The sequence below is a fragment of the Lampropedia hyalina DSM 16112 genome (assembly GCF_900129055.1).
Lineage (GTDB): Bacteria > Pseudomonadota > Gammaproteobacteria > Burkholderiales > Burkholderiaceae_C > Lampropedia > Lampropedia hyalina.
In genome coordinates this window covers 1-15,060 of record NZ_FQUZ01000048.1, presented here as the reverse complement: position 1 = coordinate 15,060, position 15,060 = coordinate 1, and the positions used below count along the sequence as shown (strand labels likewise).

Sequence of the window (15,060 nt, the reverse complement as noted above, 5' to 3'; positions counted from 1 at the left end):
ATTATCCGAGCATCCGCAAAAAGCTATGGGGTGGCGCATTGTGGTCGCCGTCTTACTTTGCGGGCAGTTGCGGCGGAGTGCCCATATCCGTCATTCGCCAGTACATCGAACAACAGCAAACGCCGCATTAGTCACTGTCTGCGGCATCGAGCCGCCGACAGTAACGCGCTATCCTTCCCCGCCCTGAAGGACGGGGTTTGACGCGCTTTCCGATCAAAATCCCACTCCAGCATACTGCTTCATACATCAGGCGACAGAACACGAGTCCACAATCAGCTTCTGTCGATCCAGGCCTGGAGTGACTTGACTTCGCAATAGACGCTCGCCTCCCCTTATGATTCGCGCTCCAGACAAGTCGGCCATTCACTTGCAGGCTTGTGTTCTTCCCCCTCTTCCTCCCATGCCAAGCCACTCCATCGACCCTGTCATTGCCATCGCCACCGCCCCCGGTCGTGGAGCCGTCGGCATCGTGCGCCTCTCCGGTGCAAGGCTGCACGGCTTTGCTCACCACCTGCTGGGCAAGGCCTTGCAGCCCCGCATGGCCACCTACCTGCCTTTTCCCGACGCGCAGCAGCAGGCCATTGACCACGGTCTGGCTCTGTACTTCCCAGCCCCGCACTCCTATACGGGCGAAGACGTGCTTGAATTGCAGGCCCACGGTGGCCCGGTCGTGCTGCAACTGTTGCTGGCGCGTTGCCTGCAAGCTGCCAGCGAAAGCAACCCCGCTACTGGCCAAGCCTGGCTGCCCGGTTTGCGACTGGCTGAACCGGGCGAGTTTACGCAGCGTGCTTTCCTGAACGACAAGATGGACTTGGCCCAGGCCGAAGCCGTCGCCGATCTCATCGATGCCAGTACCGAATCTGCCGCCCGCAGTGCCAGCCTTTCGCTCAGCGGTGCGTTCTCGGCAGAAATCCACACCTTGCTGGAACAGCTCATCCACCTGCGCATGCTCGTGGAAGCCACGCTGGATTTTCCTGAAGAAGACGTGGATTTCCTCGAAGCCGCCAACGCCCAAGGCCAGATTCATACCCTGCAAACGCAATTGCAAACCGTGCTGCAACGCGCACGGCAGGGTGCGCTGTTGCGCGAAGGCATCCACATCGTCATCGCCGGCCAGCCCAATGCAGGCAAAAGCTCTCTGCTCAATGCACTGGCGGGAGCCGAACTGGCCATCGTCACCCCCATTGCGGGAACCACCCGCGACAAGGTGCAGCAGACCATTCAGATCGAAGGCATACCGCTGCACATCATCGATACCGCTGGATTGCGCCACAGCGACGACGTGGTGGAGCAAATCGGCGTGGAACGCGCCTGGCAGGAAATCGCAAAGGCCGATGCCATCCTGTTCCTGCACGACCTCAGCCGCCAGCACGACAGCAGCTACCAGCAAGCCGATGCCGACATTGCCGCGCGGCTGTACCAACAGGCCGATGCCCGCCCCCCGGTCATTCACGTCTGGAACAAACTGGACTTGATTGCCGCTCCCGCTATAAGTACAGAAGACCCTGCACAAGAACCCGCGCTGCTGTGCATCTCGGCCCAAACCCACCAGGGCCTCGATGCCCTGCGCCAGCAACTGCTGACAATCGCTGGCTGGCAAGCCATGCCCGAAGGCGTATTTGCCGCCCGCACCCGCCACCTGCAAGCCTTGCACGAGGTTGCCCAGCACCTGCAAAACGCCGATGACCACCTGCAAAGCCCCCTACCTGCCCTTGACCTGCTGGCCGAAGAACTGCGCCTGGGACAAATCGCTCTGGGGCAAATCACCGGCGAATTCACACCCGATGATTTGCTGGGCGTGATCTTCTCGAAATTCTGCATCGGAAAATAATAACCCTTCCTGAGCGTTCCGCCATATTCCACCAAACCCCTTCAAGCCAGCGTCATTGCTTGCTTTTTTGTCTGTAACTGTCTATCATGTTCCGCATGAAGCCGTTTATATGTGTGCCCTGATGTGTGCCCTTTGCTAGAAAATGTGTGCCCTTTGCGGCTGATGTGTGCCCTTCAATATCGACTGATAAGGGCGTTATCCGGGGTAATCCGGGCCTATTTAGGGCACACAAGTGGGCACATTAAGGCAGCAAATAACGCACAACCTATTGGAAATAAAGGGCTAAGCGGATGTGTGCCCTTCGAAAAAATGCCAAGGGTAGGGGTGTCCCAGATGCGGCCTTACCCCACCCATCCGGGCGGTTTGCTACAGCTACAGTTGCTACTTTTGCTACAGATGAGGGCATGACATGGCGCTAACAGATGCGAAATTGCGAAAGCTGAAACCTGATGCCAAGGCGTATCAGATGGCGGATGACGGCGGGCTGTTCCTGCTGGTGCAACCCAGCGGGCGGAAGTCGTGGAAGCTGCGCTACCGGATGGGCGGGCGCGATGCCAAGCAAGAGAAAGTGACCCTTGGCGACTACCCCACCTATTCCCTGGCTGATGCCCGATCCTGGCGCGATGACTGCAAGGCGCTGATAGGGCGCGGGCTGTCCCCCATGGCGCTGCGGCGTGGCGATCCGATACCGGATGACGCAACCCCGGCGGCAAAGGAGCTGGCAGAACTATTCATCCGTCACTGGTGCGTGGCCGCCATCGAGAGGGCGCGGCAACAAGAGGCCGAAGCCAAGGCCAGCAACACGGTGGAAGCCTTCGCATGGGAATGGTTCCAGAAGATTGCAGAGCCTGCGAACAGCAACCCCCGCAACATCAAGCGCGTTCTGGATAAGGACATCATCCCCGCCATCGGTGGCAAGGCGCTGGATGAAGTGACCGTCACGGATGTGCTGGCAATCACGGACAAGATAAAGAATCGCGGTTCCGACCAGATGGCGCTACAGACCCGCAACATTATGAAGCGGCTGTTTTCCTATGCCATTGCGCGGGAGAAGATGACCAGCAACCCGGCGGCGGCCATCGAAGCCAAGTACATTGCCACGGCCAAAAGCCGGGATGTGGCTTTGACCCCGGATGAAGTCGGGCGGCTGTTGCGGGCAATCTACCAATCCAGCATGAACCGATCCCACAAGCTGGCGCTGCACCTGTTGATCCTGTGCATGGTACGCAAGTCGGAAATGATCGAAGCCCGGTGGGAAGAGATAGACCTTGCCGGGGCGGAATGGTTTATCCCCGGCGAGCGCATGAAGATGGATCATCCGCATTTTGTTCCGCTGTCACGGCAGGCCGTCGCCATGCTGGAGGAATTGAAGGGGCTTTCAAGCGGTTCTGAATGGGTTTTCCCCAGCCGTAACACACTGAGCAAGCCCATATCCAAAACCACCTTGAACAGCGCCGTGCGTTCGCTGGAACATGATGTGCGGGATTTTGTTATCCACGACTTCCGGCGCACGGCATCAACCCACCTACATGAGGCGGGCTTCAATTCCGATTGGATCGAGAAGGCGCTTGCCCACGAAACCAAGGGCATTCGAGGCGTGTACAACCGGGCGCAATACGCTGACCAGCGGCGGGAAATGCTTCAATGGTGGGCTGACTTTGTGGATAGCCAGATAGACGAAGGGCGCAAGGTAATTATCGGGCGCTTTGGCAAAGCGTATCAGGCGGGGTGATGGGATGGATAACGACAATGAAGTCCTGCAATTTGCTAAGACGTTTTGGAGCGAGCAGGTTCAAGCCGAGACTGAAAACAATATCCTTTTTAAGGATGTAAGGGCCAGCTACCCGACTGAAGCCGACATGGAGCTCATGGGCGATGCTTTGGAACAAGCTGCGCGTGATCCTGATACAAATGATTTTGACGTGTTGGTAATGCTTGCGGCTGGCCTTATGCGGGAAAATGAAAGGCGGCCTGATTGGCTGGCTTCATTTGCTGCGGATGTGCTGGAAGGAAAGCGCAAGCGTCCCACCAAGCGGGGCGCTGACAAGTACAAGAATTGGCAGCGTGATTATTCACTGTGGCGGGCGGTGGAAGAGGTGGCCTGCAAGTTTGAACTGCCCAAATACACGAATAACGAACTTTCCAACAAGACCACGGCAGCGCGAATTGTTGCTGAAGCTGCGCGGCTAAATGTGGATGTGGTTATCACCGCTTACAAGACATTCAGCAAAGGGGGGAAATAAACCCCGAAATACCACCCCAAGATGACGCAAACCTAAGCCCATATTGTGCCAGTCATGCCGGTATGTTCCGGCGAATGCTACGGAGTAACGAGCATGACCGCACAAGCCCAAACAGCGCCCACCATCCTGCGGCGCAAGCAAGTGGAAGCCCGCACGGGCCTTGCCCGATCCACCATCTATCAACACATTCGAGCAGGCACTTTTCCTGCGCCCATTAGCCTTGGTGCCAAGTCTGTTGGCTGGATCGAGGCGGAAGTTAATGCGTGGCTGGAAGCCCGTATTGACGATAGCCGCAAGACTTGAGGGGGCGCTATGAGAAAAGAAAAAGCCCCTGTGACGGGGCGGGAAGATTGTACGGCTGGCACCTGCAATTCTACCGCAACCCGCAAACACCAATCCAGAGCCATGCAGCGGGCGGCGCTGTTGAAGTGGCTGCAAGTGCACCAGCGAATCACCACCCTTCAAGCCCGCAATGAGCTGGGCATCATGCACCCGGCAGGGCGCGTTCAGGAATTGCGGGACGCTGGCAACGACATTGCTACCCAGTGGCAGTGGGAAGCCGACGCGACCGGCAAGGAGCATAAGCAGGCGCTGTATGTGCTGCTGTCCTGCAAAGGGGGTGCGGCATGAATGATTTTGACCGTATCGGCACTGCCCTGAACTTTGTTCCAGCGGATGACCGGAAAACCTGGCTGCGCATGGGCATGGCGATCAAGTCAGAGCTGGGTGATTCAGGTTTTGACCTGTGGGACGGCTGGAGCCAGCAAGCGGAGTCCTACAAGAACGGCGATGCGCGGGACGTATGGCGAAGCATCAAGCCTGACGGCGGCGTGACTATCGGCACCCTGTTCCATGAAGCCAAGGCCAACGGCTGGCAGGACGATAACACCTATCAGCGCCCATCCCCGGAAGAGATTGCAGAGCGCCAGAGCAAGGCAGCGGAGCGGGCAGCCCGCGAGCAGGAAACCATCCAGCGCGAACGCCAAGAGGCGGCCAGCAAGGCGGCGGCGATCCTGAAGGCAGCGACACCCGCACAAGCGGATCATCCCTATCTGATACGCAAGCAGGTAGCGCCAGCGGACACCCTGCGGGAGATTGACGCCAGCGCGGCGGCTTCGCTTCTGGGCTATCAACCGAAGTCCGGCGGCGAGCCGCTGACCGGGCGCTTACTGGTGGTGCCCGTCAAACGGGGTGGCAGTCTTTCAACTCTGGAACTGATCGACGGTGACGGACGCAAGACGGCGCTTGCAGGGCGTGGCACCAAGGCCGGTGGCTACTGGGCAACGGAGCGCCTACCGGGCGGCAACGGCCAAGGTGTGACCCTGCTGATAGGCGAAGGGGTGGCAACCGTTCTATCCGCCAGCGAGGCGACCGGACACCCGGCCATTGCGGCGCTTTCGTCGGGCAATATGCTGGTGGTGGCAAAAGCCATGCGAGAGCACTACCCGGCGGCGGAACTGGTGATCCTGGCTGATGTGGTGAAGGCAGACGGTAAGCCCGACCCCCATGCCATCGAGGCGGCGCAATCCGTAGGCGGGAAACTGGCGGTGCCGGAATTTGGCGCTGACCGTGACCCCGGCATGACCGACTTCAATGATATGGCCGTGACCATCGGCAATGACGCGGTGAAGCGCACGATCCAGAGCGCCAGCGCTGCGGGCAACCTTTGGCCCGAACCCCAGCCCCTGACCGCCAATCATGCACCAGAACCTTACCCCGTGGACGCATTGCCAAGCACTGTGCGGGCGGCGGTGGAAGAGGTGGCGGGCTTTGTGAAGGCACCCTTACCCATGGTGGCATCATCGGCACTGGCGGCGCTGTCGTTGGCGATCCAAGCCCATGCGGACATCAAGCGGGCGGAGAAACTGCACGGGCCTACCGGGCTGTTCCTGCTGACCATTGCCGATTCAGGCGAGCGGAAAAGCACCTGCGACGGCTTTTTCACCAAGGCCATTCGAGACTATGAGGCAGAGCAGGCGGAAGCCGCCAAGCCGGTTCTGAAGCGTTACAAGGCCGATATTGAGGCATGGGAAGCCAAGCGATCCGGCATCAAGGATAAAATCCGCCACCTTGCCAAGGACAGCAAGCCCACGGATGGCATGGAATCGACATTGCGTGATCTGGAGCAGGACAAGCCGGAGCCGCCAAGAGTCCCCAGGCTGATGTACGCGGACGCCACCCCCGAAGCGCTGGCGCATGGACTGGCGAAGCAGTGGCCTTCTGGTGGCGTGGTATCGGCTGAGGCGGGCATTGTGTTTGGTTCCCATGGCATGGGCAAGGATAGCGTCATGCGCAATCTGGCAACGCTGAACCAGTTGTGGGATGGCACCAGCCTGACCATTGACCGGCGCACCAGCGAATCATTCACGGTACAGGGTGCACGGCTGACGGTGGCCTTGCAGGTACAGCAACCCACCCTGCGGGAGTTTTTCAGCAAGTCGGGGGCGCTGGCGCGTGGTACGGGCTTTCTGGCTAGGTTCCTGGTGGCGTGGCCTGCATCAACCCAAGGCTTCCGACCCTTCACCGAAGCCCCTGAAAACTGGCCTGCCCTGGCGGCCTTCAATCAGCGGCTGGCGGCGATACTGAGCCAACCGGAACCGATAGACGATGACGGCGCACTGACCCCGGCCATGCTGTCGCTGTCCCCCGAAGCCAAACGGGCATGGGTGGAGTATCACGACGCCATCGAGCGGGAGCTTGCCAGCGGCGGCGAACTCTACGATGTGCGGGACGTGGCATCAAAGAGCGCGGATAACTCGGCACGGCTGGCGGCACTGTTCCAGATGTTCGAGCACGGCACGGGCGCTGTCAGTGTGGATTGTTTCGAGAGCGCCAGCCGAATCACGGCATGGCACCTGAGCGAAGCGCGGCGGTTCTTCGGTGAACTGGCCTTGCCGCCAGAGCTTGCCGACGCGGCGCGGCTGGATAGCTGGCTGATCGAGTATTGCCAGCGGGAGCGCGTGGAAACCGTCAACAAGCGTTACCTTCGCCAGCATGGGCCGGTTCGGGATGGGGCGCGGCTGGATAGCGCCATCATGGAGCTGGCGGAGCTTGACCGGCTGCGACTGCGGAAGGACGGACGGCGCATTGACGTGGCAGTGAACCCGGCCTTGCTGGAGGTGCCCGCATGACACTATCCGCACTGATCCGAAAACGGGAGAATGCTACAGCTACACTTGCTACACCTGCTACGCATAAGGGGGCAAGGGCCGGAACTGTAGCAAATGTAGCAAGTGTAGCCGTAGCAAAAGCGCCAGCGGCCACCCCTAAACCTGAAGCGCAATCGGGAAGCGTAGCAAATGTAGCAAGTGTAGCCGTAGCAAATCAGCTATTCCCCGAAGAAGAAGCGCCCATCCGGGCATGGTTGGCGCATATCGAGGAAACCGACCCGGCGACCATTGCGGACGTGCTGGAGCAGTGCCAGAACGATGCACAAACGCGGGCCTATTGCCTGGAGCAGGCAAGGCAAATCCCACCCCCACCAGAACCCGACTACACGGCCACTTGTGGAGCCTGTAGGCACTTCCAGCGGATCGACCACCCCAACCTAGGGCACTGCGCCCAAGGCGAACCTGAAGCCCCTGCCGGGCTTTGGGACACTGACCGGCGGTGGTGCCGATCATTTAAGCAAGCACCTGATAAGCAGGAGGACAGCAGGCCATGAGCACACCAGTACGAACCAAGCGCGGCACCTTCAAGAAGGGCACCAGCGGCAACCCATCCGGGCGGCCTAAGTCTGAACATACAATCCTGCGCCAGAAGCTGGCAGCCCATGGCGAAGAGGTGGCGGCGGTGGTGGTGGAAGCGGCGTTACAGGGTGACATCCAAGCCGCCAAGATTGTTCTGGAACGGCTGTGCCCACCCCTGAAACCCAGCACGGCACCTGTCACCATCGAACTTCCAGAGAACCCCGGCATTGCCGACACGGCACGGGCGATCATCGAGCACGCGGCACAAGGCCAGATTGCCCCAGATGTGGCGGGGCAGTTGGTTCAGTCAGTGGCGGCGCTGGCCCGCGTGGTGGAGATTGACGAACTGGAAAGGCGGCTAACAGCGCTAGAGGAAAAGCAATGAAGCGGGGCTACCTGAAGCGCATTACTGAGCTGGAGCAGTTGCAGAGCAGCCAGCCGAGCACGGCCACCCGGTTGCATGAAGTGTTTGCCAAGGCGGGATTGCCCGCACCAGAGCCAGCCAACGGCGAAGATGGCCGCGACTATCTGAAGCGGGTACCAACCAAATCACTGGCGGGACTATTGGCGACCTATGGAGTGATGGAGCCATGAAGCGAATCAAGGAACGGCTGGCGGCACTGGAGCAAGGCAGCACTAGCGATCAGCAGCGCATTACCTGCATCGAGCTGGTGGACGCGGAAACCGGTGAAGTGGGCGGTGTCATTCACATAGGCGGACAGCCAGACCAAGAAGGCGTCATGCAGGTGCTGAGGTACAAGCACAAAACCCAGCCAGCGCGTACACTGCGAGCGCGGGAACAGGGCAGCGACCAAGAAGGGTAACTTTCAAATGTGTGCCCTTATGTGTGCCCTTCTGGAGCTGTCCCGATCCGTGAAGCCAGTACCAGCAAGGCTTGCGGACATTTTTCTAACTTCTGCATCGGAAAATAAGGATCAGCCCATTGCAGCTATTTTGCTGCCTCCTCCACCATCAATCGTCGAGCAGCGACACGTCGCGCACTGCGCCCTTGTCGGCAGAAGTCACCAGCTTGGCGTAGGCTTTCAGTGCGGTCGATACCTTGCGGGGGCGGGGTTTGACGGGCTTCCAGCCCTTGGCATTCTGTTCCTCGCGGCGGCGTGCCAGTTCTTCATCGGAAAGCAGTACGTTGATGGTGCGCTGGGGAATGTCTATGAGGACTTTGTCGCCATCGCGCACCAGGCCAATGGCTCCGCCTGCGGCCGCTTCCGGCGAACAGTGACCGATTGACAGGCCGGATGTGCCGCCGGAGAAGCGGCCATCGGTGAGCAGAGCACAGGCCTTGCCCAGTCCCTTGGACTTGATGTAGCTGGTGGGATAGAGCATTTCCTGCATACCGGGGCCGCCCTTGGGGCCTTCGTAGCGGACGATGACGATATCGCCTGCCTTGACCTTGTCGGCCAGGATGTTGGCCACGGCTTCGTCTTGCGACTCGGTGACGTGGGCTGTGCCCTCGAACACCAGGATGCTTTCATGCACCCCAGCGGTTTTCACGACGCAGCCATCCAGCGCGATATTGCCGGTCAGCACCGCAAGGCCGCCCTCTTTTGAAAAGGCGTGCTCGTAGGAGCGGATGCAGCCCGTGGCGCGATCCAGGTCGAGGCTGGGCCAGCGGGTGTTCTGGCTGAAGGCCGTCTGGGTAGGAATGCCTGCCGGGCCGGCCAGATAGAAGTGTTTCACGGCCTCGTCCTGGGTGCGCATCACATCCCATTGCTCCAGTGCCTCACCCAGGGTTTTGGCATGCACTGTGGGCACGTCGGTGTGCAGGCGACCGGCGCGTTCCAGTTCGCCCAGAATGGCCATGATGCCGCCCGCGCGGTGCACGTCTTCAATGTGGTATTTGTTGGTGTTGGGTGCGACCTTGCACAGTTGCGGCACGACGCGCGAGAGGCGGTCGATGTCGGTCATGGTGAAGTCGATGCCTGCTTCGCGGGCAATGGCCAGCAGGTGCAGGATGGTGTTGGTGGAGCCGCCCATGGCGATGTCCAGCGTCATGGCGTTCTCGAAGGCCTTGAAGCCGACAGAGCGCGGCAGGATGGAAGCATCTTCCTGCTCGTAGTATTGGCGTGCCAGTTCCACGATGCGATGCCCGGCTCGCTTGAAGAGTTGTTCGCGGTCGGCATGGGTGGCGACCACCGTGCCATTGCCCGGCAGCGACAGGCCCAGTGCTTCGGTCAGGCAGTTCATGGAGTTGGCCGTGAACATGCCGGAGCAGGAGCCGCAGGTGGGGCATGCAGAACGCTCCACTTCGGCCACATCGGCATCGGAATACTGACTGTCGGCGGCAATCACCATGGCATCGACCAGATCGAGCTTCTTGAATTCGATGGTCTTGGTGGTCGGGTTGGCCAGATGGGTCTTGCCTGCCTCCATCGGGCCACCGGAGACAAAGATGACCGGGATGTTCAGACGCATGGCGGCCATGAGCATGCCGGGGGTGATCTTGTCGCAGTTGGAGATGCACACCATGGCATCGGCACAGTGCGCATTGACCATGTATTCCACCGAATCGGCGATGATGTCGCGGCTGGGCAGGGAATACAGCATGCCGTCGTGCCCCATGGCAATGCCGTCGTCCACGGCAATGGTGTTGAATTCCTTGGCCACACCGCCTGCCGCTTCAATCTCCCGCGCCACCAGTTGCCCCAGGTCTTTGAGGTGGACGTGGCCGGGCACGAACTGGGTGAATGAATTGACCACCGCAATGATGGGCTTAGAGAAATCGCCATCTTTCATGCCGGTGGCACGCCAGAGTGCGCGTGCGCCCGCCATGTTGCGGCCGCCGGTGGATGTTTTGGAACGGTATGCAGGCATCGTGGTTGCTCAGGAAATTTTCGCTACAAAAGAAGCAAGGCACAGCGATATGCCTTCTCCACACCCCCACGCCCACGGCTACGCAAGCCGTGGTATGGGGAACCGGCAATTATCCCTCAATACGTCTTTGTACGTTCCATCACCTGTATCCGAGCGGGACAATCGGGAGCACGGCCTGTGGCTCCTGACCGGTTTTCAGGAATTCTTGCTGATGGTGATGGTAGGGAATTTGCTGGAGTAATCCTTGCTCTGCAAGGCAATCCTGGCAGCAATCTGGCGGGCAATCTGGCGGTAGCTCTGTGCCACTGCGCTGTCGGGTTGCGCCACCACGGTGGGCTGGCCACCATCGGCCTGCTCCCGGATGCGAATATCCAGCGGCAAACTGCCAAGGCACTCCATGCCGAGTTCGGCTGCCAGTTTCTTGCCGCCATCCACACCAAAGATGTGTTCGGCATGGCCGCACTGGCTGCACACATGCACGGCCATGTTTTCCACCAGACCCAGAATCGGCACGTTCACTTTCTCGAACATACGGATGCCTTTGCGGGCATCGAGCAGGGCAATGTCCTGCGGTGTGCTGACGATGACGGCCCCTGTCAGGGGCACACGCTGGCTGAGGGTGAGCTGGATGTCACCCGTGCCCGGTGGCATGTCGATGAGCAGGTAATCGAGATCGCGCCATTGGGTCTGGCGCAGCATCTGCTCCAGCGCGCTGACGGCCATCGGGCCACGCCAGATCATGGCATCGTCGGCCTTGACCAGAAAGCCAATGGACATGGCCTGCACCCCGTGGCTCTCCAGCGGCTGCATGGTCTTGCCATCGTCGCTGTGCGGACGCTGGCCGTCGATGCCCAGCATCATCGGCTGGCTGGGGCCGTAAATGTCGGCATCCAGCACGCCAACGCTGGCCCCTTCCTGTGCCAATGCCAGCGCGAGGTTGGCGGTGGTGGTGCTCTTGCCCACACCGCCCTTGCCGGATGCCACGGCCACGATGTTGCGCACCTGAGCCAGCAGAGCCACCCCGCGCTGCACGGCATGGGCCTGCACACGCAAGGTGAAATCGATCTCTACCTGTTCTGCGCCAAGCCGCAAGGCAATTGCGCGCAACTGCGTGGCAATACCCTCATGCAGGCTCTGCGCCGGATAGGGCATCTGCACGGTCAGCGACACTTGCCCGCCATCGATGCGCAGGTTCTGGATGGCGCGCAAGGCCACCAAATCCTTGTTGGTGTGAATATCTTTTACACTGGAGAATGCTTCCAGCAGGTTTTGTTCGGTCAGTGGCATGGTTCGTGTGCAGTCTGAAAAGCGGGCAAGACTCTCTCCGGTTTGTTTTTTTGCAGGCGTTTGTTTTCGTGAAATTCCGTATTCCCCGCAACTCCCTTTTTGGTGTGCTGTTGCGCTCGCCCTGGTGGGTCAGCATGATACTGGCTGTGGTTCTGGCTGCCATCTTTGCCGCGCTGATCCCCAGGGAGTATGTGTTTATTGCCCTCATCGGCACGCTGCCGATTCTGCTCATTGGTCTGGTGGCTGCCTGGCGGCAGTGGCGCATCCCCAGCCAGGAGCAGCGCGATGCCGTGCTGCGGCAGAGCCAGCACAGCACCTGGGCTGCATTCTCTGCGCAACTGGCACAGGCATGGCAGGCCCACGGCTTCGAAGCCCGAGACCCCGAAGCGACTGGAGTCGATTGGCACATTGCGCGTGAGGGCCGCGACCCCACGCTGGTCTATGCCCGACGCTGGAAGGCCTCGGTGCACGGTCTGGAGCCATTGCGGCAACTGGCACAGGCCATGCAGTCGCAAGGCGTGGAGCGCGGCCTGTACATTGCGGCAGGCGGTACGGTCAGCCCCCCTGCCCTGCGCTTTGCGCGCGAGCACCAGATCCGCATCTGGCTGGGCGACGAGCTGTCACTGTTTCTGCTGGGAACCCTGCCGCCAGAACACGGAGCCGAACCCTGAGTGCATCAGCCCCCACGCTGTCGGCCACGCAACAGGCCGACCACACGGCACTGGTGCTGTCCGGCGGCGGTGCGCGTGCGGCCTATCAGGTGGGCGTGTTGCGGGCCATTGCGGCACTGCGGCAACAGCACGCACCCGATGAGTCCCACAATCCCTTCGGCATTCTGACCGGCACTTCTGCCGGTGCCCTCAATGCCGGAGCACTGGCCAGTCACGCCGATGACTTTGCCCATGCGGTGCAGCGTCTGGATGAAACCTGGCGCAATTTCCATGCCCAGCAGGTCTATCTGGCCGACACCTGGAATGTGATTCGCACCGGCGCGCGCTGGCTCAGTCTGCTGTCGCTGGGATGGGCACTGGCACGCTGGAGCCGCAGCGAGGCCCGTGCGTTTCTGGACAGCCAGCCGCTGAGGGAATTGATTGCAGGGCAAATTGCGCTGGATCGGGTTCCACAGTTGATCGAGCAGGGCCACCTGAAGGCACTGGCCGTGTCGGCCTCCAGCTACACCAGCGGCCAGCATGTCACCTTCTATGCTTCGGCCACCACGGCACAGCCCTGGGTGCGCAGCCTGCGCATTGCCGTGCGCACGCCCATCACGCACGCGCACCTGCTGGCATCTTCGGCTCTGCCGTTCATTTTTCCGGCACAGAAACTGCACGATGCGGATACCGACGAGGCCGCCTGGTACGGCGATGGCTCGATGCGCCAGAGTGCCCCGATTGCCCCGGCCATTCACCTGGGAGCGCAGCGCGTACTGGTGGTGGGCGTGGGGCGCAACCTGCACATTCACCCAACAGCAGGAACAGGCACGGCAGCTCCAGCCGATGCCCCATCACTGGGACATATTGCCGGGCACGCACTCTCCAGTATCTTTCTAGATACCCTCTCCACCGACATCGAACGCCTCACCCGCATCAACCACATGCTGACCGCCCTCAGCCCGGCGGAACGGGCGCACAGCGGCCTGCGCCCCATCACCCTGCTGGCCATCACCCCTTCACAGAACATCGATGCGATTGCCGCCCGGCACATCCACCAGCTGCCGGGCAGCATACGGGCCTTGCTGGCCGCACTGGGCGTGGGACAGGATGCCGAGGAACTGGGCCATTCGGCACTGGCCAGCTACCTGCTGTTTGAATCCAGCTTCACCCAGGAACTGATGGCCTTGGGAGAAAACGACACCCTGGCACGCACCCAGGAGGTGCTGCGCTTCATGGGATGGGGGCCTGCATCGGCTGGGTGATTAAACACTTAAAAGGCTTGACTGCACCGCTTCGGCAATCGGGATGATGGAATCGAAATGGCCATGGGCTGGCACGGCATCAATGGGTTCACCGTGGTTGTAGCCGTAGCGCAGCAGGGCAATGCCGCAACCGGCAGCGCGCGCAGCGGCAGCGTCGTTGCTGGAGTCGCCAATCATGAGGGTGTGTTCTGGTGGCACTTGCAGGCGTTCGCAGGCTTGCAGCAACGGGTAAGGGTCGGGTTTCTTGCGGTCGAAGCTGTCGCCGCCGTACAGAAACTCCACCAAGGCATCCAGTTGCTTGACCTTCAGCAGCGGCTGGGCCAATGCCAACGGCTTGTTGGTGACCACCGCCAGCCGCACCCCAGCATCATGCAGGGTCTGCAAGCCCTGTGTCACACCGGGATACACGGTGGCGTACTGGCCGTTGATGCGCAAGTAGGTTTGCAGATAGGCATCCCACGCAGCGGAAAACCGCTGTTGTACCGCTTCAGGGCCACTCTCCAGCCCCGCCTGTGACAGTTTGACGGCCAGAATGCTCTGGATCAGATGCACCGATCCCTTGCCAACGATCTGGCGTATTTCGGCCTGGGTGATGGCCGGCAACTGCTGCTGTTGCAGCATCTGATTGAGGGCCACGTCGAAATCGGCCACGGTATCCACCAGGGTTCCATCCAGATCGAGCAGCACGGCTCTGGGGCGAGCCTGGGTCAGCCAATCGATGAAAGATACTGCGGTCTGCGCAGAAGAAAGTGGTGGCAACGTGGTGGAGTTTGTCATGGAGCAAAGCGCAGGCAGTGACGCAATGCCACTGCCGCTGAATGGGCTAAAAGAACCGATCTTACCGCTTTACCTGATTGCCCGGAAAGCCCCGTCGTTCACGACGGGGATGCAGAGCACGGAACCCAACGGGTTCCATGTTGGCTAATGGGATAACACATTGAAAATATACCCTCTCTGTTAAAGTCAGCACCATGCCGACAGCCGTTAAAACCCTGAAAATCCGCGTGAAGGACAAGCACGCACCACTGCTGTTGCAGATGGCGCGGCAGGTCAATTTCGTGTGGAATTTCATCAATGCGCTTTCCAGCCGCTCTATTCGTGAGCGTGGCCAATGGCTGTCTGCATACGATATTCACCCGTACACCAAGGGAGCCGCCAAGGAGCTGGGTTTGCACAGCCATACGCTGCAATGTGTTGCGCAGGAATACGTCACGCGCCGCCGCCAATTCAAACGTACCCGCTTGAACTGGCGCAAATCCATCG

Annotated in this window: 15 protein-coding genes and 1 pseudogene; 13 read left to right on the top strand and 3 right to left on the bottom strand. The window is 60.4% G+C overall.

Annotation, left to right across the window (positions count from 1 at the left end; translation table 11 throughout):
* From BUE21_RS13755 to BUE21_RS13710, 10 genes are all read left to right on the top strand, one after another.
* Nucleotides 1–131, top strand: a 131-nt coding sequence (locus BUE21_RS13755) for a transposase (RefSeq protein ID WP_200796749.1), incomplete at its 5' end; no start/stop codon positions are given.
* Between the two features lie 269 nt (nt 132–400).
* The gene (gene mnmE / locus BUE21_RS13750) at nt 401–1,831 is read left to right on the top strand and encodes a tRNA uridine-5-carboxymethylaminomethyl(34) synthesis GTPase MnmE (RefSeq protein ID WP_073357218.1); all 1,431 of its coding nucleotides are present in this window, start codon (nt 401–403) and stop codon (nt 1,829–1,831) included.
* 409 nt (nt 1,832–2,240) lie between these two features.
* Entirely contained in the window at nt 2,241–3,563 is a 1,323-nt protein-coding gene (locus BUE21_RS13745) for a tyrosine-type recombinase/integrase (RefSeq protein ID WP_073357217.1), read from the top strand.
* A 4-nt stretch (nt 3,564–3,567) separates the two neighbouring features.
* Nucleotides 3,568–4,074, top strand: coding sequence for a hypothetical protein (locus tag BUE21_RS13740; protein ID WP_073357216.1), 507 nt, complete (start codon nt 3,568–3,570; stop codon nt 4,072–4,074).
* A 93-nt stretch (nt 4,075–4,167) separates the two neighbouring features.
* A complete protein-coding gene (locus BUE21_RS13735) occupies nt 4,168–4,377 on the top strand; it encodes a helix-turn-helix transcriptional regulator (RefSeq protein ID WP_073357215.1) in 210 nt (69 codons plus the stop codon).
* Nucleotides 4,378–4,386: 9 nt separating this feature from the next.
* Nucleotides 4,387–4,704 carry a helix-turn-helix domain-containing protein gene (locus BUE21_RS13730; RefSeq protein WP_084523336.1) on the top strand — a complete coding sequence of 106 codons (318 nt, stop codon included), beginning with the start codon at nt 4,387–4,389 and terminating at the stop codon, nt 4,702–4,704.
* Nucleotides 4,701–7,205, top strand: a complete 2,505-nt coding sequence (locus BUE21_RS13725; RefSeq protein WP_073357213.1) for a DUF3987 domain-containing protein — start codon at nt 4,701–4,703, stop codon at nt 7,203–7,205. Before BUE21_RS13730 ends, BUE21_RS13725 begins: the two co-directional genes overlap by 4 nt.
* Nucleotides 7,206–7,734: 529 nt before the next feature.
* A complete protein-coding gene (locus BUE21_RS13720) occupies nt 7,735–8,148 on the top strand; it encodes a DUF5681 domain-containing protein (protein ID WP_073357212.1) in 414 nt (137 codons plus the stop codon).
* Nucleotides 8,145–8,357 carry a hypothetical protein gene (locus BUE21_RS13715; RefSeq protein WP_073357211.1) on the top strand — a complete coding sequence of 71 codons (213 nt, stop codon included), beginning with the start codon at nt 8,145–8,147 and terminating at the stop codon, nt 8,355–8,357. The genes BUE21_RS13720 and BUE21_RS13715 overlap by 4 nt, the downstream gene beginning before the upstream one ends.
* Complete coding sequence (locus tag BUE21_RS13710) at nt 8,354–8,587, top strand: hypothetical protein (protein ID WP_073357210.1); 234 nt, start codon at nt 8,354–8,356, stop codon at nt 8,585–8,587. Before BUE21_RS13715 ends, BUE21_RS13710 begins: the two co-directional genes overlap by 4 nt.
* Nucleotides 8,588–8,735: 148 nt before the next feature.
* On the opposite strand, the gene ilvD is transcribed toward BUE21_RS13710, so the two are convergent.
* Both ilvD and apbC read right to left on the bottom strand, forming a co-directional pair.
* Nucleotides 8,736–10,595, bottom strand: a complete 1,860-nt coding sequence (ilvD, locus tag BUE21_RS13705) for a dihydroxy-acid dehydratase (RefSeq protein ID WP_073357209.1) — start codon at nt 10,593–10,595, stop codon at nt 8,736–8,738.
* Nucleotides 10,596–10,790: 195 nt separating this feature from the next.
* Nucleotides 10,791–11,882 (bottom strand): iron-sulfur cluster carrier protein ApbC, encoded by a 1,092-nt coding sequence (apbC, locus tag BUE21_RS13700; RefSeq protein WP_073357208.1) that lies wholly within the window; start codon nt 11,880–11,882, stop codon nt 10,791–10,793.
* Nucleotides 11,883–11,950: 68 nt separating this feature from the next.
* On the opposite strand from apbC, the gene BUE21_RS13695 reads away from it, so the two are divergent.
* A complete protein-coding gene (locus BUE21_RS13695; RefSeq protein WP_159435865.1) occupies nt 11,951–12,553 on the top strand; it encodes a restriction endonuclease in 603 nt (200 codons plus the stop codon).
* The gene (locus BUE21_RS13690; RefSeq protein WP_073357207.1) at nt 12,550–13,797 is read left to right on the top strand and encodes a patatin-like phospholipase family protein; all 1,248 of its coding nucleotides are present in this window, start codon (nt 12,550–12,552) and stop codon (nt 13,795–13,797) included. Before BUE21_RS13695 ends, BUE21_RS13690 begins: the two co-directional genes overlap by 4 nt.
* Here the strand turns inward: BUE21_RS13690 and gph are convergent, their stop codons facing one another.
* Nucleotides 13,798–14,574: a phosphoglycolate phosphatase gene (gene gph, locus BUE21_RS13685; RefSeq protein WP_084523334.1), complete on the bottom strand. Its 777-nt coding sequence runs from the start codon at nt 14,572–14,574 to the stop codon at nt 13,798–13,800.
* Between the two features lie 194 nt (nt 14,575–14,768).
* Between gph and BUE21_RS13680 the strand changes: the two are divergent.
* A pseudogene (locus BUE21_RS13680) lies at nt 14,769–15,060 on the top strand (RNA-guided endonuclease InsQ/TnpB family protein); the annotation flags it as partial.